The 25,936-nt window shown below is 69.8% G+C and carries 25 protein-coding genes and 1 tRNA gene; 14 read left to right on the top strand and 12 right to left on the bottom strand.

From position 1 onward, the window contains the following. Positions 1-230 precede the first annotated feature (230 nt). On the bottom strand, positions 231-878 hold the full coding sequence (locus ACLML9_RS10000; RefSeq protein ID WP_411945236.1) for a TetR family transcriptional regulator: 648 nt from the start codon (positions 876-878) through the stop codon (positions 231-233). A 162-nt stretch (positions 879-1,040) separates the two neighbouring features. After that, the gene (locus ACLML9_RS09995; protein WP_411945243.1) at positions 1,041-1,703 is read right to left on the bottom strand and encodes a TetR family transcriptional regulator; all 663 of its coding nucleotides are present in this window, start codon (positions 1,701-1,703) and stop codon (positions 1,041-1,043) included. Between the two features lie 311 nt (positions 1,704-2,014). Between ACLML9_RS09995 and ACLML9_RS09990 the strand changes: the two genes are divergently transcribed. The 6 genes from ACLML9_RS09990 (at position 2,015) to ACLML9_RS09965 (ending at position 7,245) form a co-directional block, all read left to right on the top strand. Continuing rightward, positions 2,015-2,085: transfer RNA gene (locus ACLML9_RS09990), tRNA-Gln, on the top strand. 43 nt (positions 2,086-2,128) lie between these two features. Beyond that, a complete protein-coding gene (glmU, locus tag ACLML9_RS09985) occupies positions 2,129-3,619 on the top strand; it encodes a bifunctional UDP-N-acetylglucosamine diphosphorylase/glucosamine-1-phosphate N-acetyltransferase GlmU (RefSeq protein WP_411945235.1) in 1,491 nt (496 codons plus the stop codon). Beyond that, the gene (locus tag ACLML9_RS09980; protein WP_411945234.1) at positions 3,616-4,596 is read left to right on the top strand and encodes a ribose-phosphate diphosphokinase; all 981 of its coding nucleotides are present in this window, start codon (positions 3,616-3,618) and stop codon (positions 4,594-4,596) included. Before glmU ends, ACLML9_RS09980 begins: the two co-directional genes overlap by 4 nt. A gap of 120 nt (positions 4,597-4,716) precedes the next feature. Next, a complete protein-coding gene (locus tag ACLML9_RS09975; protein ID WP_411945233.1) occupies positions 4,717-4,962 on the top strand; it encodes a hypothetical protein in 246 nt (81 codons plus the stop codon). Between the two features lie 80 nt (positions 4,963-5,042). Beyond that, on the top strand, positions 5,043-6,167 hold the full coding sequence (locus tag ACLML9_RS09970; RefSeq protein WP_411945232.1) for a hypothetical protein: 1,125 nt from the start codon (positions 5,043-5,045) through the stop codon (positions 6,165-6,167). 160 nt (positions 6,168-6,327) lie between these two features. Beyond that, a complete protein-coding gene (locus ACLML9_RS09965; protein WP_411945231.1) occupies positions 6,328-7,245 on the top strand; it encodes a ribonuclease Z in 918 nt (305 codons plus the stop codon). A gap of 205 nt (positions 7,246-7,450) precedes the next feature. On the opposite strand, the gene ACLML9_RS09960 is transcribed toward ACLML9_RS09965, so the two are convergent. Then, on the bottom strand, positions 7,451-7,900 hold the full coding sequence (locus ACLML9_RS09960; RefSeq protein ID WP_411945230.1) for a winged helix-turn-helix transcriptional regulator: 450 nt from the start codon (positions 7,898-7,900) through the stop codon (positions 7,451-7,453). A gap of 115 nt (positions 7,901-8,015) precedes the next feature. Between ACLML9_RS09960 and ACLML9_RS09955 the strand changes: the two genes are divergently transcribed. Next, a complete protein-coding gene (locus ACLML9_RS09955) occupies positions 8,016-8,924 on the top strand; it encodes an NADP-dependent oxidoreductase (RefSeq protein ID WP_411945242.1) in 909 nt (302 codons plus the stop codon). 382 nt (positions 8,925-9,306) lie between these two features. Here the strand turns inward: ACLML9_RS09955 and ACLML9_RS09950 are convergent, their stop codons facing one another. Genes ACLML9_RS09950 through ACLML9_RS09935 form a run of 4 tightly spaced genes read right to left on the bottom strand, consistent with a single transcriptional unit; the run spans position 9,307 to position 14,614 of the window. Next, complete coding sequence (locus ACLML9_RS09950) at positions 9,307-10,533, bottom strand: hypothetical protein (protein WP_411945241.1); 1,227 nt, start codon at positions 10,531-10,533, stop codon at positions 9,307-9,309. Between the two features lie 58 nt (positions 10,534-10,591). Next, entirely contained in the window at positions 10,592-12,103 is a 1,512-nt protein-coding gene (locus ACLML9_RS09945) for a tetratricopeptide repeat protein (RefSeq protein WP_411945229.1), read from the bottom strand. 1 nt (position 12,104) lies between these two features. Continuing rightward, a complete protein-coding gene (locus ACLML9_RS09940) occupies positions 12,105-13,247 on the bottom strand; it encodes a hypothetical protein (protein ID WP_411945228.1) in 1,143 nt (380 codons plus the stop codon). 11 nt (positions 13,248-13,258) lie between these two features. After that, complete coding sequence (locus tag ACLML9_RS09935) at positions 13,259-14,614, bottom strand: hypothetical protein (RefSeq protein WP_411945240.1); 1,356 nt, start codon at positions 14,612-14,614, stop codon at positions 13,259-13,261. Between the two features lie 148 nt (positions 14,615-14,762). Between ACLML9_RS09935 and ACLML9_RS09930 the strand changes: the two genes are divergently transcribed. Both ACLML9_RS09930 and ACLML9_RS09925 read left to right on the top strand, forming a co-directional pair. After that, positions 14,763-15,302, top strand: coding sequence for a lipoprotein LpqH (locus tag ACLML9_RS09930; protein ID WP_411945227.1), 540 nt, complete (start codon positions 14,763-14,765; stop codon positions 15,300-15,302). A 109-nt stretch (positions 15,303-15,411) separates the two neighbouring features. Continuing rightward, a complete protein-coding gene (locus ACLML9_RS09925; RefSeq protein WP_411945226.1) occupies positions 15,412-16,215 on the top strand; it encodes a hypothetical protein in 804 nt (267 codons plus the stop codon). 60 nt (positions 16,216-16,275) lie between these two features. On the opposite strand, the gene ACLML9_RS09920 is transcribed toward ACLML9_RS09925, so the two are convergent. Further along, entirely contained in the window at positions 16,276-17,448 is a 1,173-nt protein-coding gene (locus ACLML9_RS09920; protein WP_411945225.1) for an aminotransferase class V-fold PLP-dependent enzyme, read from the bottom strand. Between the two features lie 214 nt (positions 17,449-17,662). On the opposite strand from ACLML9_RS09920, the gene egtA reads away from it, so the two are divergent. From egtA to egtD, 4 genes are read left to right on the top strand one after another with little or no spacing between them, the layout of a single operon-like run. Continuing rightward, the gene (gene egtA, locus ACLML9_RS09915) at positions 17,663-19,039 is read left to right on the top strand and encodes an ergothioneine biosynthesis glutamate--cysteine ligase EgtA (protein ID WP_411945224.1); all 1,377 of its coding nucleotides are present in this window, start codon (positions 17,663-17,665) and stop codon (positions 19,037-19,039) included. 26 nt (positions 19,040-19,065) lie between these two features. Continuing rightward, positions 19,066-20,376: an ergothioneine biosynthesis protein EgtB gene (gene egtB, locus ACLML9_RS09910; protein WP_411945239.1), complete on the top strand. Its 1,311-nt coding sequence runs from the start codon at positions 19,066-19,068 to the stop codon at positions 20,374-20,376. Further along, positions 20,376-21,212, top strand: a complete 837-nt coding sequence (gene egtC, locus ACLML9_RS09905; RefSeq protein WP_411945223.1) for an ergothioneine biosynthesis protein EgtC — start codon at positions 20,376-20,378, stop codon at positions 21,210-21,212. Before egtB ends, egtC begins: the two co-directional genes overlap by 1 nt. Beyond that, on the top strand, positions 21,209-22,180 hold the full coding sequence (gene egtD, locus ACLML9_RS09900) for an L-histidine N(alpha)-methyltransferase (protein WP_411945222.1): 972 nt from the start codon (positions 21,209-21,211) through the stop codon (positions 22,178-22,180). Before egtC ends, egtD begins: the two co-directional genes overlap by 4 nt. Positions 22,181-22,195: 15 nt before the next feature. Here egtD and ACLML9_RS09895 read toward each other — a convergent pair whose 3' ends face one another. The 4 genes from ACLML9_RS09895 to ACLML9_RS09880 all read right to left on the bottom strand — a co-directional run bounded on the left by ACLML9_RS09895 (position 22,196) and on the right by ACLML9_RS09880 (position 24,002). Further along, complete coding sequence (locus ACLML9_RS09895; RefSeq protein WP_411945221.1) at positions 22,196-22,516, bottom strand: type II toxin-antitoxin system PemK/MazF family toxin; 321 nt, start codon at positions 22,514-22,516, stop codon at positions 22,196-22,198. Continuing rightward, entirely contained in the window at positions 22,513-22,737 is a 225-nt protein-coding gene (locus ACLML9_RS09890) for a hypothetical protein (protein WP_411945220.1), read from the bottom strand. Before ACLML9_RS09890 ends, ACLML9_RS09895 begins: the two co-directional genes overlap by 4 nt. A gap of 74 nt (positions 22,738-22,811) precedes the next feature. Continuing rightward, positions 22,812-23,387: an aminoacyl-tRNA hydrolase gene (gene pth, locus ACLML9_RS09885; RefSeq protein WP_411945219.1), complete on the bottom strand. Its 576-nt coding sequence runs from the start codon at positions 23,385-23,387 to the stop codon at positions 22,812-22,814. Positions 23,388-23,405: 18 nt separating this feature from the next. Continuing rightward, positions 23,406-24,002, bottom strand: coding sequence for a 50S ribosomal protein L25/general stress protein Ctc (locus ACLML9_RS09880; protein WP_411945218.1), 597 nt, complete (start codon positions 24,000-24,002; stop codon positions 23,406-23,408). 289 nt (positions 24,003-24,291) lie between these two features. Between ACLML9_RS09880 and ACLML9_RS09875 the strand changes: the two genes are divergently transcribed. Continuing rightward, a complete protein-coding gene (locus ACLML9_RS09875; RefSeq protein ID WP_411945217.1) occupies positions 24,292-25,935 on the top strand; it encodes a peptide chain release factor 3 in 1,644 nt (547 codons plus the stop codon). Position 25,936: the final 1 nt, after the last annotated feature.

Genomic DNA, 25,936 nt, shown 5'->3' with positions numbered 1-25,936 from the left:
GTTTCGGCCTCGAGACTCGAGCCTTCGGCTCATGCGCTTTCGAGGCCGAAACGGCGAGACGGGCCTCAACCCTTTGAGGTGTCTCGTAAGACTCGACGCATGCGGGTTGCGTCGGCATTCGATGTTCAGGTCGATGCCGGCCCGGTCGCATTGTTGACGTGATGTCTGTTCCGTCCATGGAGTACCGCGCGCCGCGGTGCCGAGCTCAGCGAGGCCCTCGAAGGGCCGACTTACGGCACGTAGCGGCGCAACCGCCGGGCCGCGAACTCGCGGAAGTACGACACCTTGTCGTCGGGGACGATGGAGGGGAGCAGGAAGTACCAGGCCCGTTCCATGCGCGACGCCATCTGGTCCACCGATTCCGTGCCGACGGCCACGATGTGGATTCCGGTGGTGAGCCCGTACAGCAGCAGGCCGACGGTCTCCGGGTCGAGGTCGGGGAGCAGGTCGCCCTGGGTGATCGCCCGTTCGGCGAGGAGACGATAGGTCTCGCCCCAGGTCTTGGCGATATTGTCGCCGTTGGCGCCGCGGTAGTCGCCGATCTGGTGGGTCAGTTTGAGCATGGCGCCGACCATCGGGTCGTTCATCGACAGGTCGGCCACCACGTAGGTGATGCCGATGGCGGCCTCGAGGGCGGGGACCCGGGAGTCGAAGAATCCCTGGCAGGACGCGATGAGGCGTTCGTTGCCCTGGTCGACCACGGCGCGGGCCAGTTCCTCTTTGGACCCGAAGTGAAAGTACAAGGCGCCCTTGGTCACGTTGGACTGCGCGATGATCTCGCTGAGGCTCGCATTGGCGTAGCCCAAGCGCAGAAAGACATCGGCAGCGCCGGCGAGAACGGAATCGCGAGTGATCTCCGCGCGCGCTTGCCTAGCCATCAGCTCCGCCTGTCATCCCAATAACCAGCCATCCTGAAGTAGACCGACATTGTCGAAGTAGACCGACTTACCGCCCGAACAGCACCCAAAGGATGGGTGAACCGTACCATCCGTGTTCGCTACGTCTCTCGATTCGCCGACCCGCCCGAATTCGCCGGTAGTTCATCGATGGTTGCCCGAACTGCGCTGCACGCCCGGCGAGTTCGCCGGCAGCTGCCCGGGCAGAGCGGGCCATTCCGAGCTGAGCTGGGGGTCGGCCTCCAGATGACTCAGACCGTTCCAGCACAGGTTGACCAGATGCGCCGCGACGACTTCTTTGGACGGGCTGCGGACATCCAGCCACCAGGTGGCGGTGGTGGCCACCATCCCGACCAGTGCCTGTGCGTACAGACCGGCCAGGCTGATATCGAACCCGCGGCGTTCGAAGTCACCGCCGAGCAGATGCGCGACCTGATTGACCGCCTCGTTGAGCAGACTCGAGTAGCGGCCGTCGGTGGAGGACACCGGCTGATCACGGACCAGGATGCGGAACCCGTCGGTGCGTTGCTCGATATAGGTGAGCAGGGCCAGCGCCACCTGTTCGAGCCGCACCCGCGACCTGTTGTTGGTGAGCGAGGAGGTGATCATGTCCAGCAGCATCGACATCTCCCGGTCGACCACGACCGCGTAGAGCCCCTCTTTACCGCCGAAATGCTCATAGACGACCGGTTTGGACACCAGGGCGCGTTGCGCGATCTCCTCGATGGATGTGGCGTCGTAGCCGCGTTCGGCGAACAGGGCGCGACCGATCTCGATCAACTGCTGGCGCCGCTGGGTACCCGTCATCCGCTGCCGGCCCACCGGAACCTGCTCGGCGGCCTCTCCGGCGGCCCGCAACTCCTCGGTTGTTCTCGGTTCTCCCGACGCCACGTTCCCGCCTCCCTGGTTATCGGGGCCGCGGGTGCCGGAGCCGGACCTGCGACCAGAACCATCGAGATCAACTGTCCCAGACCCGTGGCGGCCGGAGACACCCGGGCGGTACCGGGGCCGCTGGCGTGTCGCCACCACCACGGTTCGACGTATCCCGGGGTGGCATGCGAGTATCGTTCCCGTGCCGGGGCACAGCGGCGGGTTTCGGGTACCTGCCGGTGTGACAGTCCGCCGTAGTGTAATGGCAGCACCTCTGATTTTGGTTCAGATAGTTCAGGTTCGAGTCCTGGCGGCGGAGCAGCTCGCGTGCACGATGACCATCGTCGGCCCGAGGGAGATTCATGCAGGAGCAGACCGCCGTCATCGTGCTAGCCGCAGGTGCCGGTACGAGAATGCGGTCGAAGACACCCAAGGTGCTGCACCCGCTCGCCGGGCGCAGCATGCTCGCGCACGCGCTGTACGCGGCCCATGCCATCGACCCGCGCCATCTGGTGACGGTGGTGGGGCACGACCGGGAGCAGGTCGGAGCGGCCGCGGCCGCGGTGGCCGGCGAACTCGATCGGGAGATCGTGCCGGTGGTGCAGGAGCAGCAGCTCGGTACCGGGCACGCCGTGCAGGTGGGGCTCTCCGGACTGCCCGCCGATTTCTCCGGTGATGTCATCGTCACGTCCGGGGATGTCCCGCTGCTGGACGGGCATACCCTCGCCGCCCTGCTCGACGAGCATCGCAGCTATGCCGAGCGCCCCGCCGTCACGGTCCTCACCTTCGTACCCGCGGACCCCAACGGCTACGGCCGGATCGTGCGTGACGCCGACGGCGAGGTCGCCGAGATCGTCGAGCACGCCGACGCGACCCCGGAGCAGGCCGCGATCCGCGAGGTCAATTCCGGCGTGTACGCCTTCGACGCCGGAGTGCTGCGCACCATGCTGGGCCGGCTGTCCACCGCCAATGCCCAGCACGAGCTGTATCTGACCGATGTCCTGAGACTCGCCCGCGAGGCCGGCTACCCCGTGCAGGGCGCCCGCCTGGTCGATTCGGCCAAGGTCACCGGCGTGAACGACCGCGTGCAGCTGGCCGCCGCGGCCCAGACGCTCAACCGCTACATTCTGGAACGCCATATGCGCGCCGGCGTGACCATCATGGATCCCGCCACCACCTGGATCGATACCGATGTCCGGATCGGCCGCGACACCGTGGTGCGGCCGGGGGTGCAGCTGCTGGGCACCACGGTGATCGGCGAGGATGCCGAGATCGGCCCGGACTCCACCCTCACCAATACAGCGGTCGGCGACGGCGCCCGGGTGATCCGCACCCATGGCGAGGCCGCGACGATCGCCGCGGGGGCGACGGTCGGACCGTTCAGCTATCTGCGGCCGGGCACGGCGCTGGGCGAATCCGGCAAGATCGGTGCCTTCGTGGAGACCAAGAACGTCGAGATCGGCCGGCACACCAAGGTCCCGCATCTGACCTATATCGGCGACGCCACCATCGGCGAGCACAGCAACATCGGAGCATCCAGTGTGTTCGTGAACTACGACGGGGTGCGCAAGCATCGCACCGTCGTGGGCTCACATGTGCGTACCGGCAGCGATACGATGTTCATCGCCCCGGTGACCGTGGGTGACGGCGCCTATACCGGGGCAGGTACTGTACTGCGGGAAGACGTTCCACCGGGCGCGTTGGCAGTGTCCGGCGGGGCGCAGCGCAATATCGAGAACTGGGTGCAGCGGAAGCGACCGGGAACCGCTGCAGCAGATGCGGCGGCGAAAGCTCTCGCGGCCGAAGAGACACCAGGTCGGGCAACAAAGCTTAAGGATGGCAACCAGCAGTGACCGCGTCATGGATCGACAACCAGAAGAACCTGATGCTCTTCGCCGGACGGTCGCACCCCGAACTGGCCGAGCAGGTCGCCAAGGAACTCGACGTTCACGTCACCCCGCAGTCCGCGCGTGATTTCGCGAACGGGGAGATCTTCGTCCGGTTCGAGGAGTCGGTTCGCGGGTCCGACGCCTTCGTCCTGCAGAGCTTTCCGGCGCCGCTGAACCAGTGGCTGATGGAACAGCTGATCATGATCGACGCGCTCAAGCGCGGTTCGGCCAAGCGGATCACCGCCATCCTGCCGTTCTACCCCTACGCCCGCCAGGACAAGAAGCACCGCGGCCGCGAGCCCATCTCGGCCCGCCTGGTCGCGGATCTGCTCAAGACCGCGGGTGCCGACCGGATCGTCACCGTCGACCTGCACACCGACCAGATCCAGGGCTTCTTCGACGGCCCGGTCGACCATATGCACGCCCAGCTGCAGCTCGCCGAGTACGTGCGCACCAACTACAGCCTCGACAACATCACCGTGGTCTCCCCCGATTCCGGCCGCGTCCGGGTGGCGGAGAAGTGGGCGGATTCGCTGGACGGCGCGCCGCTGGCGTTCATCCACAAGACCCGTGATCCGCTGGTCCCGAACCAGGTGAAGTCCAACCGGGTGGTCGGCTCCGTCGAGGGCCGCACCTGCATCCTCATCGACGATATGATCGACACCGGCGGCACCATCGCCGGCGCGGTGAACGTGCTGCGTGAGGCAGGTGCCGGCGATGTGGTCATCGCCGCGACGCACGGCGTGCTGAGCGCCCCGGCCGCCGAGCGGCTCGCGTCCTGCGGCGCCCGGGAGGTCGTGGTGACCAACACCCTGCCGATCACCGAGGACAAGAAGTTCCCGCAGCTCACCGTGCTGTCCATCGCTCCGCTGCTGGCCCGCACCATCCGTGAGGTGTTCGAGAACGGTTCGGTGACCGGGCTGTTCAACGGCAACGCCTGACCCTTTTCCCGAACGGCCCCGGACCTACTGGTCCGGGGCCGTTCGGCGTTCGGGGCGGGGAGCCGACACCGCTGGTCACGGTCCCGCCGGGCGGCCCCGCGGCGGCGCATACTGGTTGGTATGGATCGCGAACCACGAGAGCCCGATATGGGTGACGACGACCAGGAGGACGAGGTCCGCGCCTACGAACGCTATATCGAGGACCCGCCCGCGGACCTGCGCATTCGCAATCGGGAGGGCGATGACGACGGCCGCCTCGGCATAGCCGAGGAACTGCGGCAAGAACCGGACCGGCGCGACCGCGCCGCCGACGACGACCGGCCCGCCGAGGCCGCCGCCATCCATATCGAGGAAGAACCCGAATAGGGGACGCCCCGGCAGCTGACGCTGCGCCCGCACCGCGGTACCGGCCTACGAGCCCTCGACGATACGAACGAGGAGACGTGATGAGCACACCGCAGGACCCGCGCGACTCCGGCGACAGGCCGGAGGACAGGAGCACAGATCGGCCGGAGCCCGATTCCGGCGCCGCCGGCGGGCCTGCGGCGGATCACCCGCGGGAAACCCCGGACGAGCCGTACGTCACCCCCGGCGCCCCGCAACCTCCCGACGACACGCAGACCCCGGGTAACGCTCCGGAACCCCCGCCGGGGGATCCGGGATCCGGCGCCCCGCAGCCGCCGGAGGCCGGCGAACCGTATGGTGCGCAGGCGGCACGGTCCGACGACCCCCCCACCGAGTACCTGCCGAAACTGCTCGGCCGCGGGCCCCGGCCCCCGTCCGGACCGGAACAGCCCGCGCCGGGGTCCGGCGAAGGTGCCGGAGCCTATGAGTACGGCGGGCACCCCGGCACCCCGGAGCAGTGGCCGCCCGGCGGTGAAGTGCCCCCACAGGCGTGGTCGGCCCTGCCCGAGGAACAGTCCCCCGGGCAGGCCTGGCAGCAGCAGTCACCCGGCGGGTATCCGGGGTCCGGGCAGCCGCAGGGCGGGTCGCCCTATCCGCCGCAGGGCGGTGGGCCGTATCCGCCGCAGGGCGGGTACGGCGGACAACCGGGTGGCGGATACGGCGGTCCGGGCGGCTGGGGTGCCCAGGAACAGTCCGGATGGGGCGCCCAGGAACAGTCCGGATGGGGCGCCCAGGAACAGTCCGGATGGGGCGCCCAGGGACAGACCGGCTGGGGTCCGCAGGAACAGGCGGGCTGGGGTGGCGCTCCCGGATGGTCCGGCGGCGGCGCACCGGGCGGACAGCCGAGCGGGGCGCCCGGTGCCGGTGGTTATCCCGCCTATCCCGAACAACAGCAGTATCAGCCCTATGACGCCGCCCGGCAGCCGGAACGCTCGGGACCGCAGGTGCTGTCCATCATCGGTTTCGTCTGCGCCGCGGTCTCGCTGCTGTTCTGCCCGATCGTGTTCGGCGCCGCCGGCATCGTGCTCGGGGTCATCGGGCATATCCGCGGCGAGCCCCTGGGCAAATGGGCGGCCATCGCGGCCGCGATATGTCTCGTGGTGGGCGTGGTGATCGGGTTGCTCCTCACCGGGACCGAGATCGTGCCCAACGAATCGCTCGGCTGACGAGTTCGGGGCCTCCCCGCGGGCCCGTTCCGGTCGCACTCGAGCCCACGTACTACGCGGTGCCCCGGTGGCGGATATCGTCTGGCCCATGCCCGAGGAACGAGGCGCCGGTGAATTCGCGGCGGCGACAGGGGCGGCCGCGCCGCCGTGGTGTGGATAGATGTCACAGCGGGAACTGGTCGTACTGGGCACCGCGAGCCAGGTGCCGACCACCCAGCGCAATCACAACGGATACGCACTGCGCTGGGGTGGTGAGGTCGTACTGTTCGATCCCGGCGAGGGTACCCAGCGACAGATGATCCGCGCCGGGATCTCCGCGACCGATCTGACCCGGATCGCGATCACCCACTTCCACGGTGACCACAGTCTGGGTCTGGCCGGAGTGGTGCAGCGGATCAACCTGGATCAGGTCCCGCACCCGATCGACACCTACTTCCCGGCGTCGGGCCGGCGATTCTTCGACAACCTCTGCGACGCGACCGCCTACCACCGGACGATCGAACTCCGGCAGCGGCCGATCACCGGACCGGGCGCGCTACCGGCCCCCGGCGCTCCCTTCGAGATCACCGCCGCCCGGCTCGACCATCCGGTGGAGGCGTTCGGTTACCGGCTCACCGAACCCGATTACCGGACCATCCGGCCGGAGGCGCTGGCCGAGCTCGGCCTGCACGGCCCGATGGTGGGCCATCTGCAACGCGAGGGCGAAATCGCCTGGCAGGGCCGGACCGTGACCCTCGACGAGGTGAGTACGCTGCGGCGCGGCCAGAGTTTCGCGTTCGTCATGGACACCCGCCTCTGCCCCGGCGCGCGGGAACTCGCCGCGGGAGTGGACATGCTGGTGATCGAAGCGACCTTCGTCGAGGCCGATGCCCGGCTGGCCGCCGAACACGGTCACCTCACCGCCGGGCAGGCTGCCCGGATCGCCGCCGATGCCGGGGCACGGACCCTGGTCCTGACCCATTTCTCGCAGCGGTATCCGGGCCTCGACCAGCATCTGGCCGAGGCGCGGCGGGAGTTCGGGGGCGAGATAGTGGTCGCCGCGGATCTGGACCGTATCCCGTTCCCGTCCCGCCGCTGACCCGCTCCGGCGGGGCGGAGACCGGCCGTCACGGTCCGGCGACCGGCTCGATTCGGGTCCCGTCCCGCAACCCGATCGACATTATGTCCGGATGGGCGGTCGAGTTCGAGCCGATGCCGGCGGTTACCCGGTACGACGAACGCCGTGCCCGCGCTCAGGCGCACTTCTGTCTCGGCGTCGCCGGTGTGGTCCGGGCGTGGCGAGATCATCCGCGCACGGATGAGCCGAGGTCGAACGTCTCGCGATTGGCCTGCACCTCGTCCATATGGGCCTCCGCCCACGTTTTGATACCGCCCATGATCCCGTGCAGGGAGAGCCCGAGTTCGGTCAGCTCATAGGTCACGGTGACCGGTACGGTCGGCGTGACCGTGCGGGTGACCAGGCCGTCACGTTCCAGGGTGCGCAGTGTCTGGGTGAGCATCTTCTGACTGACCCCGGCCAGCCGGCGGGCCAGCTCGGAGTAGCGCAGCGGCTGCGGCTCGCCGCCGCGCTCCGTACCCGGATGCGGACCGCCGCTGCCCAGGGCGGACAGCACCAGCCCCACCCATTTCCCGGAGATCCGTTCCAGCAGCTGCCGACTGGGGCAGCCCGCGAAGAACGCGTCGTAGTCCACCTTGCGCAGCGCCCGCTGCTGGGCCGCCGTCGTCGTCGCCATGACCCGTTCCTTCCTACCCGGCGGTGCAATACGCACTTTCAGGTGCCTACTTCCCGATGGAGAGTTACCGCTCCATTGTGGAGGCATGGCACAGAAATCACCACAGGAGGTCACCGTGGCCAGTACTTTCCGCAGTGCGATCGTCCGTACCCCGAGCGGACCCGATTCCATCGAGATCATCGACGTACCCGTCACCGAGCCCGGCGCGGGAGAGGTACGGGTCGCGATAGCCGGGGCCACCGTCAACCCCGTCGACCTCGCGCTGACCGCGGGCGTGCTCCACGCCGTCGGCCTGATCACCCGGTCGGAGTACACCGGGATCGGCACGGATTTCGCCGGCACCGTCACCGCGGCCGGGCCCGGTACCGAGCTGCCGGTCGGCACCCGCGTCGCGGGCCTGATCGGTGGCTTCGACCGCGATTTCGGCACCTATGCCGAGCAGGTGATCGTCCCGGTGAGCGATATCGCCCGCGTACCCGACGAACTCGATCTGGCCACCGCGGCAACCGTCCCGCTCAACAGTCTCACCGCGGCCCAGCTGGTGGATCTGCTCGGTGCCGGTGGCGGGCGTGACCTGCTGGTCACGGGTGCCGCGGGGGCGGTCGGCGGCTATGTGATCAAGTTCGCGCAGGATCGCGGCTGGCGGGTCACCGGGTTGGCCCGCGCCACCGACGAGGAGTTCGTGCGCGGTCTCGGCGCCGATTTCACCGCCGCCGCCACACCGGGCTGGGACGCGGTGGCCGATCCCGCCACCCTTCAGGAAGCGGGTTTGTCGCTGGTCCGCGACGGCGGGCTGTTCGTCGGAGTGCAGCCCGGCGCCGAACCGCCGGCCGAACGCGGTATCACCGTCCGTGCCGTGGCGGTACGGCCCGACGGCGAACGCCTCGCCGGGTTCCTCGCCGATACCGCGAGCGGTCGTCTTCCGGCCCGGGTACATGCGGTCCTACCGCTCGACCGGGCCGCCGACGCCCACCGGGAACTCGCCCGGGGCGGGGTGCGCGGGAAATACGTACTGCAACCCTGAATCGTTTCGATTCGGGCTCGGCACGGGACCGGAGAGCAGGGCGGCGCAGGAGGCCCCCGGACCTTTCGGGGACACCGGCGGCACGGCGGGAAGCCGCGCCACCGGTGGTCCGATCACGGCCGCCACAGCACATCGGACCCTGCGTCGGGATGTATTCGCTCACCTGACAAGGCGGAATCCATACCCGATGCGATCGTATACCCGAACAAAATCTCCTGCGACGCAATGTGAAACGCACCAATGAGGCGACTTCCGGCGGTCCACCCGTCGGGCGCGGCGGTGAAACCGCCCTGTAGTGGCGGAATACTGCCGAGATGTACTGCTCCGGACAGTGCGGCGGGTCGGTGATTACTCGAGTGCGACACGGCCCGGTTCCCCGGCGTCAGGTCGTGAAGGTGGCGAATGCCGACCACAGCAGCGGAGAGTCCTCGACCGCGCCGGTTGCGCGCCAGGCGCGCAACCGGTCGCGCTGCCATTCGGCCAGCTCCGCCACCGGATCGGCCGCCTCGTGGGCCGTATCGACCGCGCGCACGACCTCCTGCAGTGGAGTCGCGTCCGCCGCCGCGCCCCAGCGCTGGAAGGCCAGGTCGGTGGGGAGCGGCCAGCGGGTGGCGGTGACGAGTTCGGCGCCACCGGTGATCATGGCGGCGACCAGGCCCAGCGCCTCGGTGAACCGCAGATCGCCGCCGCTTTCACAGGCGATGAGCGCGACCCGGCTCGGCACCGGCCACAACTCCTGGCCCGATACGGGGTCGGCGGCCAGCGTATGGGTGCCGAGCAGCAGGTCCTTGGCCGAGAGCGGCCGATGCGTGCGCTGCGGTTCGGCGAAACCGGCCGTCTCGGCGGTGCAGGCCAGATGGAGTTCGGTGTTCTCGCTCTGACCGGATTCCGGCGGCGCCGCGGTGACGTGGCCGACGTAGAGCAGCCGGGCGGCCCCGGCGCGCAGGGTGCGGGAGAGCCAGTCGCGGTCGAGATCGGTACGGCGGAAGATCTCGGCGGGCGTGCTGACCTCCGGGCGGAGGCGGCCGGAATCGATATGGCCGGCGATCCGCCGGGTCAGCGGTGTCGGATGGGTCATCCGGCCCAGGACCGAACCGAGTTCGGAATCGGCGCGGAAGCCGGGTATCCGCGGGTCGAGTACGGCGACCACCGGCAGGTCCCGGGTTTCGGCCCAGCGGCGCGCGATACGCGTGGGCCCGTGCACGACACCGGCGGGCGCGAGCAGCCCGATATCGGCGATATCGATCAGCCGCAGTTCCGGTGCCGGGGCCAGGATCTCCCACGGCACCTGGGCGACCCGGGGCGAGGGCTGCAAGCGGATGAGCGGCCGGATTCCCTGCCGATAGAGCGTATGCAACTGTCCGGCCAGGTCATAGGGCAGCAGCGCGCGGGAAAGGTCGCGGGCCAGCAGGTATTCGGTATCGGGCGCGGCGAAGGCGGCGGTGGTCAGGGTGCGTTCCAGACCGCCGGGCACAGTCGGATCCGGAAGCGCGGCCGCCAGCTCCCGGACCACCGCGTCGATATCGGCGCCGGGTAGCGCCGCCACACCGGGTGCGGCGGCGTCTCCGATCCAGCGCCAGGACATGTACACATCGCCGGCGTCGGCCATCCGCACCACCACGGTGGGCCGATTGTTCAGCACAACTCCCCCGTACTCCGATCGCCGCTCATACCGCGATCACCCGATCCTCCCGGACGCGCTGCCCGTACCGCTGTTCGGCGGCCGCGATGTAGTCCCCGAGCGCGATACGCGCCTCGGGCCCCACGGCCAGCCGCGCGGGCGGCGCCACCGGTAGACCGGCCGCCGCCGCGACCCGGGCCAGGGCGGCGCCCAGATGCAGTGGGCCGTCGCCGGGTTCGCCACCGGCCGGCGGAACGGGACTGTCCAGCGGGAACTGCGGGCGTTCGGTGCGCGCACCAGGGGCCGGGTCCAGCGTCGTCCCGGCGCACTGTGTTTCGATGAGGTCGGCGAGCAGCTGTCCGTCGCCGCAGAGGTAGGCGAATCGGAAGGCCAGCCGGACGGCGGGGTCGGCGACCTCGCGGTTCCACTGATCGCGCTGGCTACCGCCCGGCAGCGTGTACCGCACCGCGTCGATGGCGATCGCGGCGGGCACCGCCAGGGCGCGGCCCAGCGCCAGGAGTTCGGCGGGCGGGGATTCCATCTCGTCCACCACCATCTGCACCAGTACCGCGTGCCAGTAGTCGAGTTGCGCGCACTGCAGGCCGAGCCCGCGTTCGGCGTAGACGGCGAACGCGGAGTCGAGCAGCCGCTGTCCTTCCCCGACCAGCTTGCGCGCATAGGCCACCGTGGCGAGCCGGCACTGCACGGCGGCGGCGTCGAGTACCGCCCCGGAGTCCCGGAAGCAGTCGAGGCCGCGCCGATACCATTCGTCGGCACGATCGACCTCCCCGCGGCATTCGGCCAGGAAACCGCGGATCTTCCAGCCGACTCCCGCCCGATACCCGAGTCCGGCCCGCTCGTAGTAGTCCTGACTGGCCACCACCAGTTCCTCCGCCTCGTCGAGCCGGTCGAGCCGGCCGAAGAGCTGGGCCAGGTTCTGCTGGGTATCGGCGACGGCGTTGCGGTCTCCCGCCGCGGTGAACGCCGCCAGCGCCTGCTGCGCGAAATCCACACCGAGCTCGCGGCGACCGGTTTCGAAATACGCCCCGGCCAGGTTCATCAATGGGTGTCCGGCCAGGTGGGGTGCGAAACGCAAGGCCGCGTCGAGGGATTCGGTGGCCGTTTCGATGACCCGGATCCACTGACTGCGATGGACCGCGACGGCGCTCAGCGAGAGCAGGCACGACACCCGCAGCACACCCAGATCCGGGGCGTCGGCGAGCAGATCCCGCGCCTGTTCCAGCACCCCTCGGGCTTCGTCGAGCATGCCGAGATGCTGCAGGGCCTGCGAATAGTTGATCAGTGTGGAGGCCCGTTTCTCGCGGGCGTCCGCCGGAATTCGTTCCAGCGCCGCGCGGTACCGGACCGCGGCGCCGTGGTGGTCACCGAGTTCGTCGTACATACTCGCGACGTTGATCAGCGCGCTGGTGCGCACACCGTCGGTGCTGGTGTCCGCCGCGTGCTCGAATACCCGCAGTGCCTCGGCGATATCGCCGCGCTGATAGGCGGCCGCGCCCTCGTACAACAGGTCCAGTCCGGGCGGTTCTTCCGCGCTCATCTCAGAAATCCGAATCTGTTTCGGCGGCCGTGATCTCGGCCCGCAGGGGTGTGATGTCGGCGAGTCCCTCGGCCGGTTGCCCGGCACCGGGCGCCGGACCGGGTCCGGGGCCGGGGCCGGATACCGCGCGGCGCAGCCGGACGTGCGCGAGTTCCCTGATGCGCATCCGCTGCCGCGCATCCGCTGCCGGGGCCGCGAGGTCGCGCGGTGCGGGTCCGGGCGCGCCGACCTCGAACGCGGATGCTGCGGCCCCCGCCGGAGCCGCCGGGCCGACCCCCGGCACATAGACCTCCACCCCCGATACCGTGCCGGCCGTCCCGGCGATCGCGGCCGTCCAGTCGTCCCCGGCCGGCACCAGCGCGGCACCGTGGTCGCCCGCCGGGGTGCGGACCAGCGCGTGCGGGCGCAGATATTCGGGCAGTTCCCCACGCAGCCCCGGCGCGGCGACGGCCCGGATCCGCAGCGAATTGACGCCCGCGACCCGCACGAGTTCCCACGAGACCGCGCGTTCGGAGGCGTCGACCACGCCGGGCGGGCAGTACCGCCAATCCCAGCCCGCGGTTCCCCGTTCGAGAACCAGCGCCGCCTGTGGGTCGCGCTGCCCACCCGCGGCCAGCGCATAGTCGGCGGCACGGCCGGCATCCTCGGCACCGAGGCGGTCCGCCGCCTCGGTGATCTCCTCGGATTCGGCCGGTACCGCGGCATCGGCACCGGCGACCACGCTCTCGCAGAATTCGCTCAGCTCCGCGATCTCGCGCTCGAGTTCGGCCGCGTCGAGGGCCGGGATACCGTCCACCGTCGAGGCAGGCCACCAGCGCGCAGCCCAGTGCGCGTAACCGAGCCGGCGCACCGCGGCCGCCAGTTCGGGCCGCTCCGGCCGCGCCGGCAGCTCCACGGGCTCGGTGTACGCGTCGGCCGCCACCGCGACTTCGGCGCCGTAGAGCGCCCACAACCATTCCTGCGCGGTGTCCAGATCATGCAGGATCGCCGCCGGAACCTGCCGGCCCGCCAGCACACTCCAGCTCAGGTGGCCGCCGCCGACCTCCAGTACGGCGGTGTCCACACCGGGATCGGCATCGGCCGGCGTCGGCGCACCGGGTGGCGCGATTCGCCACAGCCCCGGCCCGATTCGCTGGATACGCACAGTGTCGACCATCAGACCGCCCTCGGTTCGGCCGTATCCGGCTCCCGCACCGCCTGCGCGCTGAGGGCTTTCCGGACGCGGGTGCGGTGATCGAGCACCACCGAGCGGGCCACCCCGTCGAGCAGATCCCACAGCTCGTCGGGCTCGGTGACCGGCAGTTCCCGGACATCGCGCCCGTGCAACCGCACCCACAGGCGCCGCAGGTACGGACGCCACGGGGTCCGTAGTTCGGCGGCGATGGCGGCGAGCGGGTTGCCGTCCCCGGGCAGCGGATGGACGGCCAGCCGCCGGGCCTGCAGCACATAGGCTTCGCGCTGCCAGCGGCCGTTCACCAGCCGATGCGCGGCCGACGCGCCGGTATCCGCCCGGGATCGGCACGGGTCCGGTGGCGCGATCGGCGCCAGGCCGAGTGCCAGCTCGACCCCGGCGGCCGCGGTGACGCGCAGTGATTCGCCGAGCAGTGCCCACGGTGCGCAACTGCGGGCGATCTCGGTGGTGACCAGGTCCGGGATCGGCGGCAGTTCGGCGCGTTCGGTGGAGACCTGGAGCACCGTGAATACCCGTTCGTGCACGGTGCGATCGAACGGCAACCCCAGCGTCGCGGTGGACGCCGAATCCCCAACCTCCGGGCGGCGCGGAACGGAATGGGTGGTCAGGCCGAGTTCGTGCGCCCGATACCGCGCGAGATCGGTGGCCGCGACGCGGGATGCCGCCTGCCACAACTCGATCCCGGTATGTGTCCCGGCGTTCGCGGCGACCAGTAGGTCGAGCAGGCGCCGACCGGCGCGGGTGTCGGTGTCGGTGCGGGAGGCGACCGCACAGTCCAGCAGGTGCCGCAGCTGTGCGCTGTGCTCGACCGGTACCGCGGGCGGCGGCGGACGGCGGACCCAGCCCGTGGTGAGCAGGTCGTCGAGCAGCGCGGCCCGGGCGGGATCGGTCAGATGATCTTTCAGCGCCTGGGTGGTGCGCCCGGCCGCGACACCGTGGATCTCGCGCAGCACCGCCTCGGCACGCACCCGGTCCCGGTGGGGATCGGGATGACCCCGGGTGGCGGCCAGCTCGAAACAGCGCTGGAAGTAGAGATCCTGCGCGGTGCCCTCGGTGATCCGCAACCGCCGGCGCACCTGTTTGAGCAGCGTGAACCAGGCCGCGGTCGCGCGCAACGCATCGGCGTGCGCGTAGACGCGAGCGGCGAGCAGGGTCGCGCCGTCGGCCGTCAGCACCGCGCCCCCACAGCTCGGGTACTGCACCGGCCGGATGACCAGCGGGTCGAGGATCGATTTCACGGTCCGGCGCAGCGGCCCGCCCTGCGGGCCGCTCAACGCCTCGACGCCCTCGAGACCGCGCCATACCTCATCGAGCACCATGGCCCGCGGTCGTCGCATGTGCCCAGGTTATCGGAGTTTCGCCGGTGTGGCGGTGCCGAAAGTTGGGATCGGTAGGCGCGCAGCGATTCCTACTTTTCTCGTAACGGCCAGCACACCGGGCCGGAACACCGAGAGAACAGGACACACCATGAGCACCACGATCTTCCGCCTCGGCGCCGTCGCCCTCGCCGCCTCCGCCACCCTGCTGCTGTCCGCCTGTGGCGACGACGCGAGCACCACCGCCGCCCCGGCGGCCCCGAGCTCGTCGGCCACGGCCCCCGCGGGGGACTCCGCCGGCGGCGAATCGGCCGCACTGGTCGACGGAAAGGCGCTGGCAGGCGATTTCGAGACCACCTGCGCGAAGCAGGGCAACACCCTGGCACTGGCCCTCACGGACAACAACAACGCCCAGTACGGGCAGCTGAGCGTGAGCGCCAGCATCGTCGACGACAAGACCGTGCAGGCGGTGGCCATCGCCGGCAGCCAGGGCGGTTCCTCCGGGATGCCCTACGCGGTCGGTTACGGCAACGGCCAGCCCGGCGGGTCCGCCCAGGTGACCAAGGACGGCGACACCTTCACCGTGACCGGCGAGGGCATCAGCGCCCCCGATATGGCGAACCCGCTGGCCGGGCCCGCCACCGCGGCGTTCGAGATCACCTTCGCCTGCTCGACCGTCGTCGGCGGCTGATCGGCCCGGACATCCGGCTCCCCGCCGCCCCGCACCTCGGTCCCCGCGGCCGAACGTCCGGGGCGACGAGGTGGCCAGGTATCCGGACCACAACCCTCAGGAGAGAACCATGATCCGCACCCTGCGTGCCACCGCCCTCGCCGTCGAAGCTCTCGCGATCGCCTTCTACCTCTGGCACGGCCTGACCTACGAACCCATCAGCGTCTACGAACCGGCCGCCATGGCCTGGCTCAACGGATTCCTGGCCCTGCCGATCATCGCATCCACCCTGGTCGTCATGGTCTTCGCGTTCACCGGCTCGGGCATCGTCACCGCGCTCACCGGCCGCAACACCGGCGAATTCCGCGACGCCCCGCTGGGTCTGGGCACCGTGCGATCGTTCGCCCCCACCGGGGTCACCCTGAACGACCAGCCGCAGATCCGGATCGAGTTCGGCGTCGAGGGCGCGCAGGGCGAACGTTTCGACGCCACGGCGAAAACGGTCGTTCCGCTCACCGAACTCGCGCTGCTGGCCCCCGGTGTGGTGCTGCCCGTCCGCTACCGGCCGGACCGGCCCGGCATCGTCGAACTGGATCTGTCCGGCGACAGCGCCGCGGCGCAGCGGGTGATGAACGACTCCATGATCCGCAAGGGGTTCACCACCCGGGCGAAGGTGGATATCGCCGCTCGCGGTATCGCGGCGCAGGCAGTGGTCCAGTCGCTCACCGTCCCGGGCGAGATCCGCGACGGATACTCCAAAGTCGCGGTGGGGCTGGTGGTCACCCGCCCCGACGGCAGCACCTTCGCCACCTGCTCCGAGAAGTTCCTGCCGCCGACCGCGATCGGGAACGTGCAGGTGGGGCGGATCGTCACGGCGCACTATCTGCCCGAGAACGAGAAGGAGGTCGTGCTGTCGATCCCGGTCAACGCATGAACCGCGGACCCGGTGAGCCCGTTCCCCGCTCGGGGGCGGGCGCACCGGCGTGCGCACCGATCAGAACGCGGCGACCGCGGCCACGAACCGGTCCAGTTCGTCACGGCTCACGAAACAGTGCGGCGAGGCGCGCACCACCGAATCCAGACCGCGGGCCGACATATCGAGCAGCGTGGACCCGCGATGGCTGACCGTCACTGTGATGTCTTTGCCCAGCAGTCGATCCCGGACCTCCACCGGCGCCGTTCCGGCCACCGTGAACGAGACGATGCCGCTGTGCTCCACCCCCAGATCGCGGACCGTCACCCCGGGCAGGTCACCGAGCGCGCCGCGCAGGTACTCGGCGCGTTCGGCGACGGCCGCGTACACCTCCTCCGGACCGAGTTCGAGCAGGTAGCGCACCGCCGCACCCAGCCCGAGCCGGGCCGCGACATCGTGCTCCCAGAACTCGAACCGGGACGCGTCCGGAGCCATTTCATACTCCTGCGGACCCGTCCACCGGGCGCTGTGCAGATCGAGCCGGCCCGGTTCCAGCGCGGCCGCCAACTCGGGCCGCAGGTAGAGGAACCCGGTACCCCGGGGTCCGCGCAACCATTTGCGTCCGGTGGCCGACAGCGCGTCCACCTCCAGTTCGGCGACATCCAGCGGCAGCTGACCGGCGGACTGGCAGGCATCGAGCAGGACGAACGCGCCCGCCTCCCGCGCGATCCGCGCCGCGGCGGCCACCGGGTTCACCAGCCCGCCGTTGGTGGGCACGTGCACCAGCGAGACCAGCCGCACCCGGTCGTCCATCATCGCGGCCAGTGCGTCGAGATCGATCCGGCCCACTTCGTCACTGGGGATCTGTTCCACCCGGGCGCCGGTGGCCCGCGCGCGTTGCAGGGCGGCGATGGCATTACTGGCGTAATCGGCCCCGGAAAGCAGAATCCGGTCGCCGGGATGTAGCGGAACGGCGTAGAAGAAGTCCGACCAGCCGCGGGTGGCGCTGTCGCTGAGGGCGATGGTGCCGGGGGTGGTGTTCAGCAGGGTCGCTATCGCGTCCTTCACCCCGGCCAGATCGGCGAGACGTTCGTTCGCGGCCCGGTATCCGCCGATCTCGGCCTCCCGGCGCAGATGGGCGATCACCGCCTCGGTGACCACCCGCGGCGGTAGCGAGGACCCCGCGCTGTCCAGGAAAACCGCTCCGGCGCCGACCCCGGGCGTATCGTCACGTACTCGCTGCTCATCGACCATGCACCCGAGCCTATGCCGGATTCGTGACCCCTTCGCGGCGCAAACGTGTCCGCCCCCGTCGCTACTCTGGATTCCACGCGAGGCCCGACCGGCCCTCCGGCTCGACCGGTGCCCCGCCGTCGATCGAAGACGAACCGACAATCGAACACCTGCTCGGGCAGCACCCGCACCGAACACGAGAGACGAACCAGCGAGAAGCCGCACGGAGGTTGGTATGGCGGTCACGCTCGAACATCCGGAATCGACCAGCGACCTACCAGCGCACCCGGCCCTGTCCAGCCGCGCGGCGGCGGAAGCCTTTCTCGGGGGCGTCTGTTTCAAAGTGGGCCCACCCGGGCTCATCGGCGCCGAACTCGAATGGTTCACCGTCTGCCGTACCGGTCGTACGGCACGCCGCGGCGCACGACGGCCGGCCCCGGACGAGGCCCACCATCTGTTGACCGGGCCCCGGCCCACAACCGAACTACTGGCCCAGGCTTTGGGCCCCTACGCACCCCGCGCCCTCGCGCCCGATTCCCCCGCCCTCCCGTTGCCCGGCGGCAGCCGGGTCACCGTCGAACCGGGTGGGCAGATCGAACTCTCCAGCATCGCCGTCCCCGACGCCGCCGACCTCTGTGTCCGGCTCCGCGCCGACGAGCAGCGGCTACGCGAACTCCTCGGCACCCGGTCCATCCGGATGGTCGCCGCCGCCGCCGATCCGGCCCGCACCCCCCGCTGTCAGCTGGGGTTACCGCGGTACCAGGCGATGGAGCACTATTTCACCCGCATCGGCCCCTACGGGCGGCTGATGATGAGCAATACGGCGGCAGCCCAGGTCAGCGTCGATATCGGCGCCGACCACGCCGACCTCACCGCCCGCTGGACCGCCCTGCACGCCGTCGGTCCCGCCCTGATCGCCGCTTTCGCGTGCTCGCCGGTGCTGCGCGGGGCGCCCACCGGCGAGTGGGCCTCCCAGCGCATGCGCACCTGGCTGCACCTGGATCCGGCCCGCGCCTGCCCACCGGTCGCCGACTGGCCCGATCCGGTCACCGGCTATGCGCGCTGGGCACTGGACGCCCCGCTGTTGTGTGTCCGCCGGGCGGAGTCGGCCGAACGGGTCGCCTGGGCGGCGCCGCCGGACGTGACCTTCGCCGACTGGTTGTCCGGTGCCGTGGACGAGGTGATCGGCCGCCGCCCCGATATCGGCGACCTCGAATACCACCTGACCACGCTGTTCCCACCGGTCCGGCCCGCCGGATATTTCGAGGTCCGCTATCTCGACGCGCAGCCCGGCGACGGCTGGACGGTCCCGCTCACCGTCGTCGACGCCCTGCTGTCCGGCCCGTCCGCGGTCGCGGACGCGACGGCCGCGGCCGGCGCCACGGCCGGACGCTGGCACGATGCCGCCCGGCACGGCCTCGCCGAGCCGGAGCTGCGGGCGGCGGCCGTCGCCGTCCTGGAGGCCGCCGCCGCCCACAGCACCCGGCCGGAGCCCCGGCTGTACGCCGCGATCCGCCGATGCGCCGCCGGGCGGCCACCACAGGACGAGTCCGGCCGTGGCGCACCGGCACGCCCCACCGTTCCCCCGTCGACGAGCGGAGCAGCATCGTGACCCTCACCCGGCCGAACGCCGAGCCCATGGAGACCGAGCGCCTGCGCGAGCACATCGCGGCCACCCTCATCCGGGCCAGGCAACGGACCGCCGCGCTCACCGACTGCGTGGACGAAGCCGAATTGCGCGCCCAGCATTCGCCGCTGATGAGCCCACTGGTCTGGGATCTGGCCCATATCGGCAGCCAGGAAGAGTTGTGGCTGGTCCGCGATGTCGGCGGCCAAGACCCGGTGCGCCCCGATATCGACGAACTGTACGACGCGTTCAAGCACGCGCGCCCGAACCGGCGGCAGCTGCCGCTGCTGGGCCCCGACGAGGCCCGGGGCTATGTCGGCACGGTACGCGACAAGGTATGGGATGTGCTGGATCGCAGCCCGCTCCAGGGCAACCGGCTGGTCGCGGGCGGTTTCGCATTCGGGATGATCGCCCAGCACGAACAGCAGCACGACGAGACCATGCTCGCCACGCACCAGCTGCGCACCGGTGCACCGGCCCTGACCGCTCCCGCCCCGCCCACCGCCCGCACGGCGGTGCGCGGTGAGGTGGTGATCCCGGCCGGTGAGTTCGTGATGGGCACCTCGACCGACCCCTGGGCGCTGGACAACGAACGGCCGGCGCATCCGGTGCACGTCCCGGCGTTCGCGATCGACGCGGCCCCCGTCGGCAACGCGCAGTATCTCGCGTTCGTCGCCGACGGCGGCTACGAGCGGCGGGAGCTGTGGTCGATGCGCGGCTGGGCGCATCGGCACGAGGCCGGGCTCACGGCGCCGCAGTTCTGGGAACGCGATACCGACGGCCGGTGGTGGCGGCGGGTGTTCGGGGCGTTGCGGCCGCTGCGCCCGGAGCAGCCGGTGGTGCACGTGTGCTGGTTCGAGGCCGAGGCCTATGCGAACTGGGCCGGTAAACGGCTGCCCACCGAGGCGGAGTGGGAGAAGGCGGCCCGCTACGACCCGGACACCGGGCGCACCCGCGCCTACCCGTGGGGTGATGCGGAACCGGGTTCCACCCACGCCAACCTCGGCCAGCGGCACCTGGAGCCGGCCGATATCGGCGCCTATCCCGCGGGCGCCTCACCCGCCGGAGTGCACCAGCTGATCGGTGATATCTGGGAGTGGACCTCTTCCGGCTTCCACCCCTACCCCGGCTTCCACGCCTTCCCGTATCGCGAGTACTCGGAGGTGTTCTTCGGCGGCGACTACCGGGTGCTGCGCGGCGGCTCCTTCGGTACCGATCCGGTGGCCTGCCGCGGCACCTTCCGCAACTGGGATCATCCGATCCGCCGGCAGATCTTCTCCGGTTTCCGGCTGGCTCGCACCGTGGGCCCGGAAGAGGCCTGATGTGCCGGCACATCGGCTATGTGGGCACACCGGTGCCGGTGGGCGAAGTGCTCACCCGCGGCCCACACTCGCTGCGCACCCAGGCCTGGGCGCCCCGTGAGATGCGCGGCGGCGGCACGATCAACGCCGACGGCTTCGGCGTCGCCTGGTGGGGTCCGGACGCGCCCTCGGTGACCCGCTACCGCAATGCCGAACCCATCTGGACCGATCCCGCGGTGGACGAGGTCCTGCCGCAACTGACCTCGCACGCGGTTCTGGGATCGGTCCGCTCGGCCACGGTCGGTATGCCGGTGGAACGCGCGGCGTGCGCGCCGTTCCTCTGGGAGAACTGGGCGTTCAGCCACAACGGGGTAGTGCCGGGGTGGCGTTCGGTGCTCACCGCGGTCCTGTCCGATCTCGATACGGCCGCGACCCGGGCCGGGATGACCCGCCGCTACGAGACCAGTCATCTCCTCGAAGCCGAGGCGCTGACCGATTCCGCCGCACTCTGGGAACTGTTGCGCCGGCTGCTCGACCCCGAACCCCCGGCCGGCCTGGCCGAAACTCCCGCCACGGCACTGCGCCTGCTGGTCACCGGGGTGCTGCACCACGCGCCCGACGCCCGGGTGAACCTGTTGCTCGGCAACGGCACGGCGCTGTGGGCCACGACCTGTTACCACTCGCTGTACGCGCTGATCGGCGACGAATTCGCTGTGCTGTCCTCCGAACCCTACGACGACGACGCCCGGTGGCAGCAGCTGCCGGATCGGAGTCTCGTCTGTGCCGAACCCGGCGAGCTGAGTGTCGAAACCCTCGACCTCGGCCGCTCCACCGCGACCGAAAGCCTTCCGATATGACCCAGCCGATCGTGGAAGTCCATCTCACCGATGCCGACCTGACCGAGGCGCTGCGCGCCGACGCGCGGCGCGGCCTCACCGCGAGCCCGAAATGGCTGCCGCCGAAATGGTTCTACGATGCCCGCGGCAGCGAATTGTTCGAGCAGATCACCGCGCTGCCCGAGTACTATCCCACCCGCACCGAACGCGCTCTGCTGGAATCGGTCGCTCCGGCGATCGCCCGTATCGCGCAGGCGGAGGTCCTGGTCGAACTGGGGTCGGGGTCGGCGGCCAAGACCCGCATCCTGCTGAACGCCCTCACCTCGGAGGGCCCACTCAAAACCTATGTCCCACAGGATGTCTCGGCCACCGCCCTCGGGGCTTCGGCGGACGAGGTGGCCGCGGAGTTTCCCGGCCTGGCGGTCCACGGGGTGGTCAGTGATTTCACCGACACCCTGGGGACGCTGCCGCGCGGCGGACGCCGGATGATCGCGTTCCTCGGCGGAACCATCGGCAATATGGTTCCCGAGGAACGCGCCGAATTCCTCACCGGTATTCACGATGTCCTCGAACCGGGCGAACAACTGCTGCTGGGCGCGGGCCTGGTGGTGGATCCGGGAATCATGGTCCCCGCCTACGACGATGCCGCCGGCATCACGGCGGAATTCAACCGCAATGTGCTGCGGGTACTCAATTCCCGGCTGCGCGCCGATTTCGACCCGGCGGCCTTCCGCCATATCGCGCATTGGGATGCCGCCAACGAATGGATCGAAATGCGGCTGGAAGCCACCCGCGAAATGGAGGTCACGGTCGCCGATCTCGGTTTCACCGCGCGTTTCGCCCAGGGCGAGCAGATACGTACCGAGATCTCCGCGAAGTTCCGGCTCCCCGCCCTCGACGGCGAACTGCGTGGCGCCGGTTTCGCCACCGAACACGCATGGTCCGACCCCGACAACCGTTTTGCTCTCGTCCTCGCAGCCCGGATCTGAGACCGGGCGATCTTCTCAGAACAATCCGAGCTTCAACAACAGTGCCCGGTCCAGTTCGGCAAGTTCATCACCCTCGAGGCTGCCCCGGAAATCACCAAGCCGTTCCGGGGCGACCGTGTAGATCTGGTCGGCGAGTATTCGTGTCCGGGTACCGTCTATCTCGATCTCGGGCCGGTAGATCGCCGGTGCGGCACTGGTCGAAGTGAGCGCCACGATGACGGTACTCGCGGGAAACCTGTCGGATTGGATGATCACGGCACAGCGTCGGCCCTGCTGTTCGTGCCCACGGGTACCCGGTACGGCTTTGATGTCGTAGATCGCACCACGAAAGATCACGCCACACCCATGAAGCGCTGGATCGCCAGCATCTCCGCCTGGTCGGCGGGATCTTCGGCAAGACGGTCCGCATCCGCAGTCGCCTGTTCCAGCACGAGTTCCTTGTAAGTGCGCAACAACGCATAGCGAACGGCTTCCGAGCGGGTCCGATTCGTACCCGACGTCAGTTCGGCCAACGCGGTTTCCATTGCCTCGTCAGTGCGTACGTTCAAAGTGCCCATAAGCCAAATGTAACACAAATCGTAATACGCCGGCTGCGGACGCCGCCGTACTCCCGACCTTCGGTCACCGACGCTCAGTGCAGTTGGTTCTGCGCGGCTTCCAGCCCCACCCGCAGCAGCAGTTCCACAGCGTCGGCGGCCTGCTCCACCACGATCGGGAGTTCTTTGCGCTCGACCGACGAAAAGGGCTTCAGCACGTAATCGGCCGGATCCTGCCGGCCGGGCGGTCGCCCGATACCGATACGGGTCCGCAGATAATCCTTGCTGGTGAGGGCCCCCGACACCGATCGCAGGCCGTTGTGCCCGCCCTCACCGCCGCCACGTTTGAGCCGGATCTCACCGAACGGGATATCCAGCTCGTCGTGGATCACCACGACCTCGGTGGGCGGGACCGAGAAGAACCGGGCCAGCGCCGCCACCGACCGTCCGGACAGGTTCATGTACGACCGCGGTTTCGCGATCAGCACCTGCCGTCCGTCCAAACGGGCCTGCAGCAGATCGGCGCCCGATTTCTTGTGGGCGGTGAACCGGCCGCCGACCCGCTGTGCGAGCGAGTCGGCGACCAGGAAGCCCACATTGTGCCGGGTGCGCACATAGGCAGGACCCGGATTACCCAGGCCGACGACGAGCGCCGGCGCGGTATCGGCCATCGAGAGGGGGCCGGTTCTTTATTCGGCGCTCTCGCCCTCGGCGGCTTCGGTCCCGGTCTCCGGCTCGGCGGTGCGGGGCTCGACGATGTTCACGATGAGGGCCTCGGGGTCACCGGCCAGGGTGACGCCCTTGGGCAGCTCGATGGCGCCCGCGGTGATCTGGGTGCCGACCTCGGCGCCGGCGATGGAGACCTCGATCGACTCGGGAATGTTGAAGGCATCGGCCGATACCGAGATCGTGGTGGCCTCCTGGGTGACCAGGGTGCCGGGGCCGGCCTCACCGGTGAGGGCGACCGGGACATCGGCGGTGACCGCTTCGCCCCGCTGCACGATCAGCAGGTCGGCGTGCTCGATGTAGCGGTGGATGGGATGCACCACGACCGACTTGGTCAGCGCGAGCTGCTTCTTGCCCTCGATATTCAGGTTCAGCACCGCGTTGGTGCCGTGCTGACGCAGGATGGCCGCGAACGACAGCGCGTCCAGCGACAGATGCTGGGGGTCCGACTGGTGTCCGTACAGCACGGCCGGCACGTTGCCCGCCCGGCGGGTGCGGCGCGCGGCGCCCTTGCCGAACTCGGTGCGGATCTGCGCTTCGAGAAGGTTGACGTCGGACATGACTGGATAACTCCTACGGCTCTACCGGGCTGGTGGGCGGTGCCAGGGTAATCGCGCCCCTGGTCGGTTGGTCTGCTCGTCAGGCGAAGACCGATCGGAGGCGGCCGGAAGCCGCGCCGCGTCGATCACGGTGCCGCAGAAGCGCGGACCCTCGCCGAGACAACCCGAATACTGTAACTCAGTCCCCGCATGACTCCTGAATCGGGTAGTGGGGCGGCACGTCGACGCCTGGTCAGCACCGTCACGTAGCCTGGACAGGTTGTCCCGATCGTCCGAAAGGTTGTTTCCGTTGACCGCCTCCACCGAGGGCCCCGTCGCACCCGCGGCGCGCGGATTGGCCGCCGAGGTGTCGCGGCGCCGCACTTTCGCCGTGATCTCCCACCCCGACGCGGGGAAATCGACGCTCACCGAAGCTCTCGCGCTGCACGCGCGCAAGATCGCCGAGGCGGGCGCCATCCACGGCAAGGCCGGACGTAAATCGACGGTCTCGGACTGGATGGAGATGGAGAAGGCGCGCGGTATCTCGGTGAGCTCCACCGCGCTGCAGTTCAACTATCGGGCCGCCGGCTCCGAGATCGACAATGTGATCAATCTCGTCGACACTCCCGGTCACGCCGATTTCTCCGAGGACACCTACCGCGTGCTGACCGCGGTCGATGCCGCGGTGATGCTGATCGACGCCGCCAAGGGCCTGGAACCGCAGACCTTGAAACTGTTCCAGGTGTGCCGGCACCGCGGGATCCCGGTGGTCACCGTCATCAACAAATGGGACCGGCCGGGTCGCGCCCCGCTGGAACTGCTCGACGAGATCGAGGAGCGGATCGGCCTCACGCCGACCCCGTTGTTCCTCCCGGTCGGGATCGCCGGCGATTTCCGCGGCCTGCTGCGCCGCGGGCCCGAGGGCGCCCCCGCCGAATACATCCATTTCACCCGTACCGCCGGCGGCGCCACGATCGCGCCCGAGGAGTCGCTGACCCCCGAGGCCGCCGAGGCCCGGGAGGGTGAGCCGTGGAGTACCGCCGCGGAGGAGAGCGAACTGCTCTCGGCCACCGGCCAGGACCACGACCAGGAACTCTTCCTCGCCGGGCAGACCTCCCCGGTGATCTACGCCTCGGCCATGCTCAACTTCGGGGTCCGGCAGCTGCTCGAAACCCTGGTGGAGCTGGCGCCCGCCCCCGGCTCCCGGGCCGCGGTGGACGGCACCCCGCGGCAGCCCGCGGATCCGTTCAGCGCGGTGGTGTTCAAAGTGCAGGCCGGGATGGATACCGCCCACCGCGACCGGCTGGCGTTCATGCGGATCGTGTCCGGGGAGTTCGAACGCGGCATGGTCGTCACCCACGCCCAGACCGGTCGTCCGTTCGCGACCAAATACGCGCTCACCGTGTTCGGCCGGGAACGCGCCACCGTGGATACCGCCTACCCCGGTGACGTGGTGGGCCTGGTGAACGCGACCGCGCTGGCCCCCGGTCACACGCTGTTCGTGGACAAGAAGGTCGAGTTCCCGCCCATCCCGTCGTTCGCGCCGGAACATTTCGCCGCGCTGCGGGCGCAGAGCGCGGGCAAGTACAAGCAGTTCCGCAAGGCCATCGACCAGCTCGATTCCGAGGGAGTGGTGCAGATCCTGCGCAACGATTCGCGCGGTGACGCCTCTCCGGTCCTCGCGGCGGTCGGGCCCATGCAGTTCGAAGTGGTGACGGCGCGGATGCAGGGTGAGTTCGGTGTCGAGACCCAGCTCGACCACCTCGCCTATACGATCGCCCGGCGCACCGACGCCGAATCGGCGCCCGAACTCGACCGTCAGCGCGGGGTGGAGGTGTTCACCCGCAGCGACGGCGCGATCCTGGCCGTGTTCAGCGATAAATGGCGGTTGCAGTACATCCGGAAAGAGATGCCCGACCTCACGCTGGAACCGCTGGTCGCCGCCGCCGACTGAC

The organism is Nocardia sp. NPDC002869 (genome assembly GCF_046764065.1).
GTDB classification, from domain to species: domain Bacteria; phylum Actinomycetota; class Actinomycetes; order Mycobacteriales; family Mycobacteriaceae; genus Nocardia; species Nocardia rhamnosiphila.
The sequence above is the reverse complement of the archived record's forward strand: the minus strand, read 5'-3'. Positions and strand labels throughout refer to the sequence as shown.

Coding starts and splice junctions, on each gene's coding strand:
- ACLML9_RS09960 (WP_411945230.1), bottom strand. CDS start 7,900: ATGGCGACGACGACGGCGGCCCAGCAGCGGGCGCTGCGCAAGGTGGAC.
- pth (WP_411945219.1), bottom strand. CDS start 23,387: ATGGCCGATACCGCGCCGGCGCTCGTCGTCGGCCTGGGTAATCCGGGT.
- ACLML9_RS09965 (WP_411945231.1), top strand. CDS start 6,328: ATGTCACAGCGGGAACTGGTCGTACTGGGCACCGCGAGCCAGGTGCCG.
- ACLML9_RS09975 (WP_411945233.1), top strand. CDS start 4,717: ATGGATCGCGAACCACGAGAGCCCGATATGGGTGACGACGACCAGGAG.
- ACLML9_RS09930 (WP_411945227.1), top strand. CDS start 14,763: ATGAGCACCACGATCTTCCGCCTCGGCGCCGTCGCCCTCGCCGCCTCC.
- ACLML9_RS09950 (WP_411945241.1), bottom strand. CDS start 10,533: ATGGCCGACGCCGGCGATGTGTACATGTCCTGGCGCTGGATCGGAGAC.
- egtA (WP_411945224.1), top strand. CDS start 17,663: ATGGCGGTCACGCTCGAACATCCGGAATCGACCAGCGACCTACCAGCG.
- ACLML9_RS09890 (WP_411945220.1), bottom strand. CDS start 22,737: ATGGGCACTTTGAACGTACGCACTGACGAGGCAATGGAAACCGCGTTG.
- egtD (WP_411945222.1), top strand. CDS start 21,209: ATGACCCAGCCGATCGTGGAAGTCCATCTCACCGATGCCGACCTGACC.
- ACLML9_RS09925 (WP_411945226.1), top strand. CDS start 15,412: ATGATCCGCACCCTGCGTGCCACCGCCCTCGCCGTCGAAGCTCTCGCG.
- ACLML9_RS09935 (WP_411945240.1), bottom strand. CDS start 14,614: ATGGTGCTCGATGAGGTATGGCGCGGTCTCGAGGGCGTCGAGGCGTTG.
- ACLML9_RS09970 (WP_411945232.1), top strand. CDS start 5,043: ATGAGCACACCGCAGGACCCGCGCGACTCCGGCGACAGGCCGGAGGAC.
- ACLML9_RS09920 (WP_411945225.1), bottom strand. CDS start 17,448: ATGGTCGATGAGCAGCGAGTACGTGACGATACGCCCGGGGTCGGCGCC.
- ACLML9_RS09945 (WP_411945229.1), bottom strand. CDS start 12,103: ATGAGCGCGGAAGAACCGCCCGGACTGGACCTGTTGTACGAGGGCGCG.
- glmU (WP_411945235.1), top strand. CDS start 2,129: ATGCAGGAGCAGACCGCCGTCATCGTGCTAGCCGCAGGTGCCGGTACG.
- ACLML9_RS09880 (WP_411945218.1), bottom strand. CDS start 24,002: ATGTCCGACGTCAACCTTCTCGAAGCGCAGATCCGCACCGAGTTCGGC.
- egtC (WP_411945223.1), top strand. CDS start 20,376: ATGTGCCGGCACATCGGCTATGTGGGCACACCGGTGCCGGTGGGCGAA.
- ACLML9_RS09995 (WP_411945243.1), bottom strand. CDS start 1,703: ATGACGGGTACCCAGCGGCGCCAGCAGTTGATCGAGATCGGTCGCGCC.
- egtB (WP_411945239.1), top strand. CDS start 19,066: ATGGAGACCGAGCGCCTGCGCGAGCACATCGCGGCCACCCTCATCCGG.
- ACLML9_RS10000 (WP_411945236.1), bottom strand. CDS start 878: ATGGCTAGGCAAGCGCGCGCGGAGATCACTCGCGATTCCGTTCTCGCC.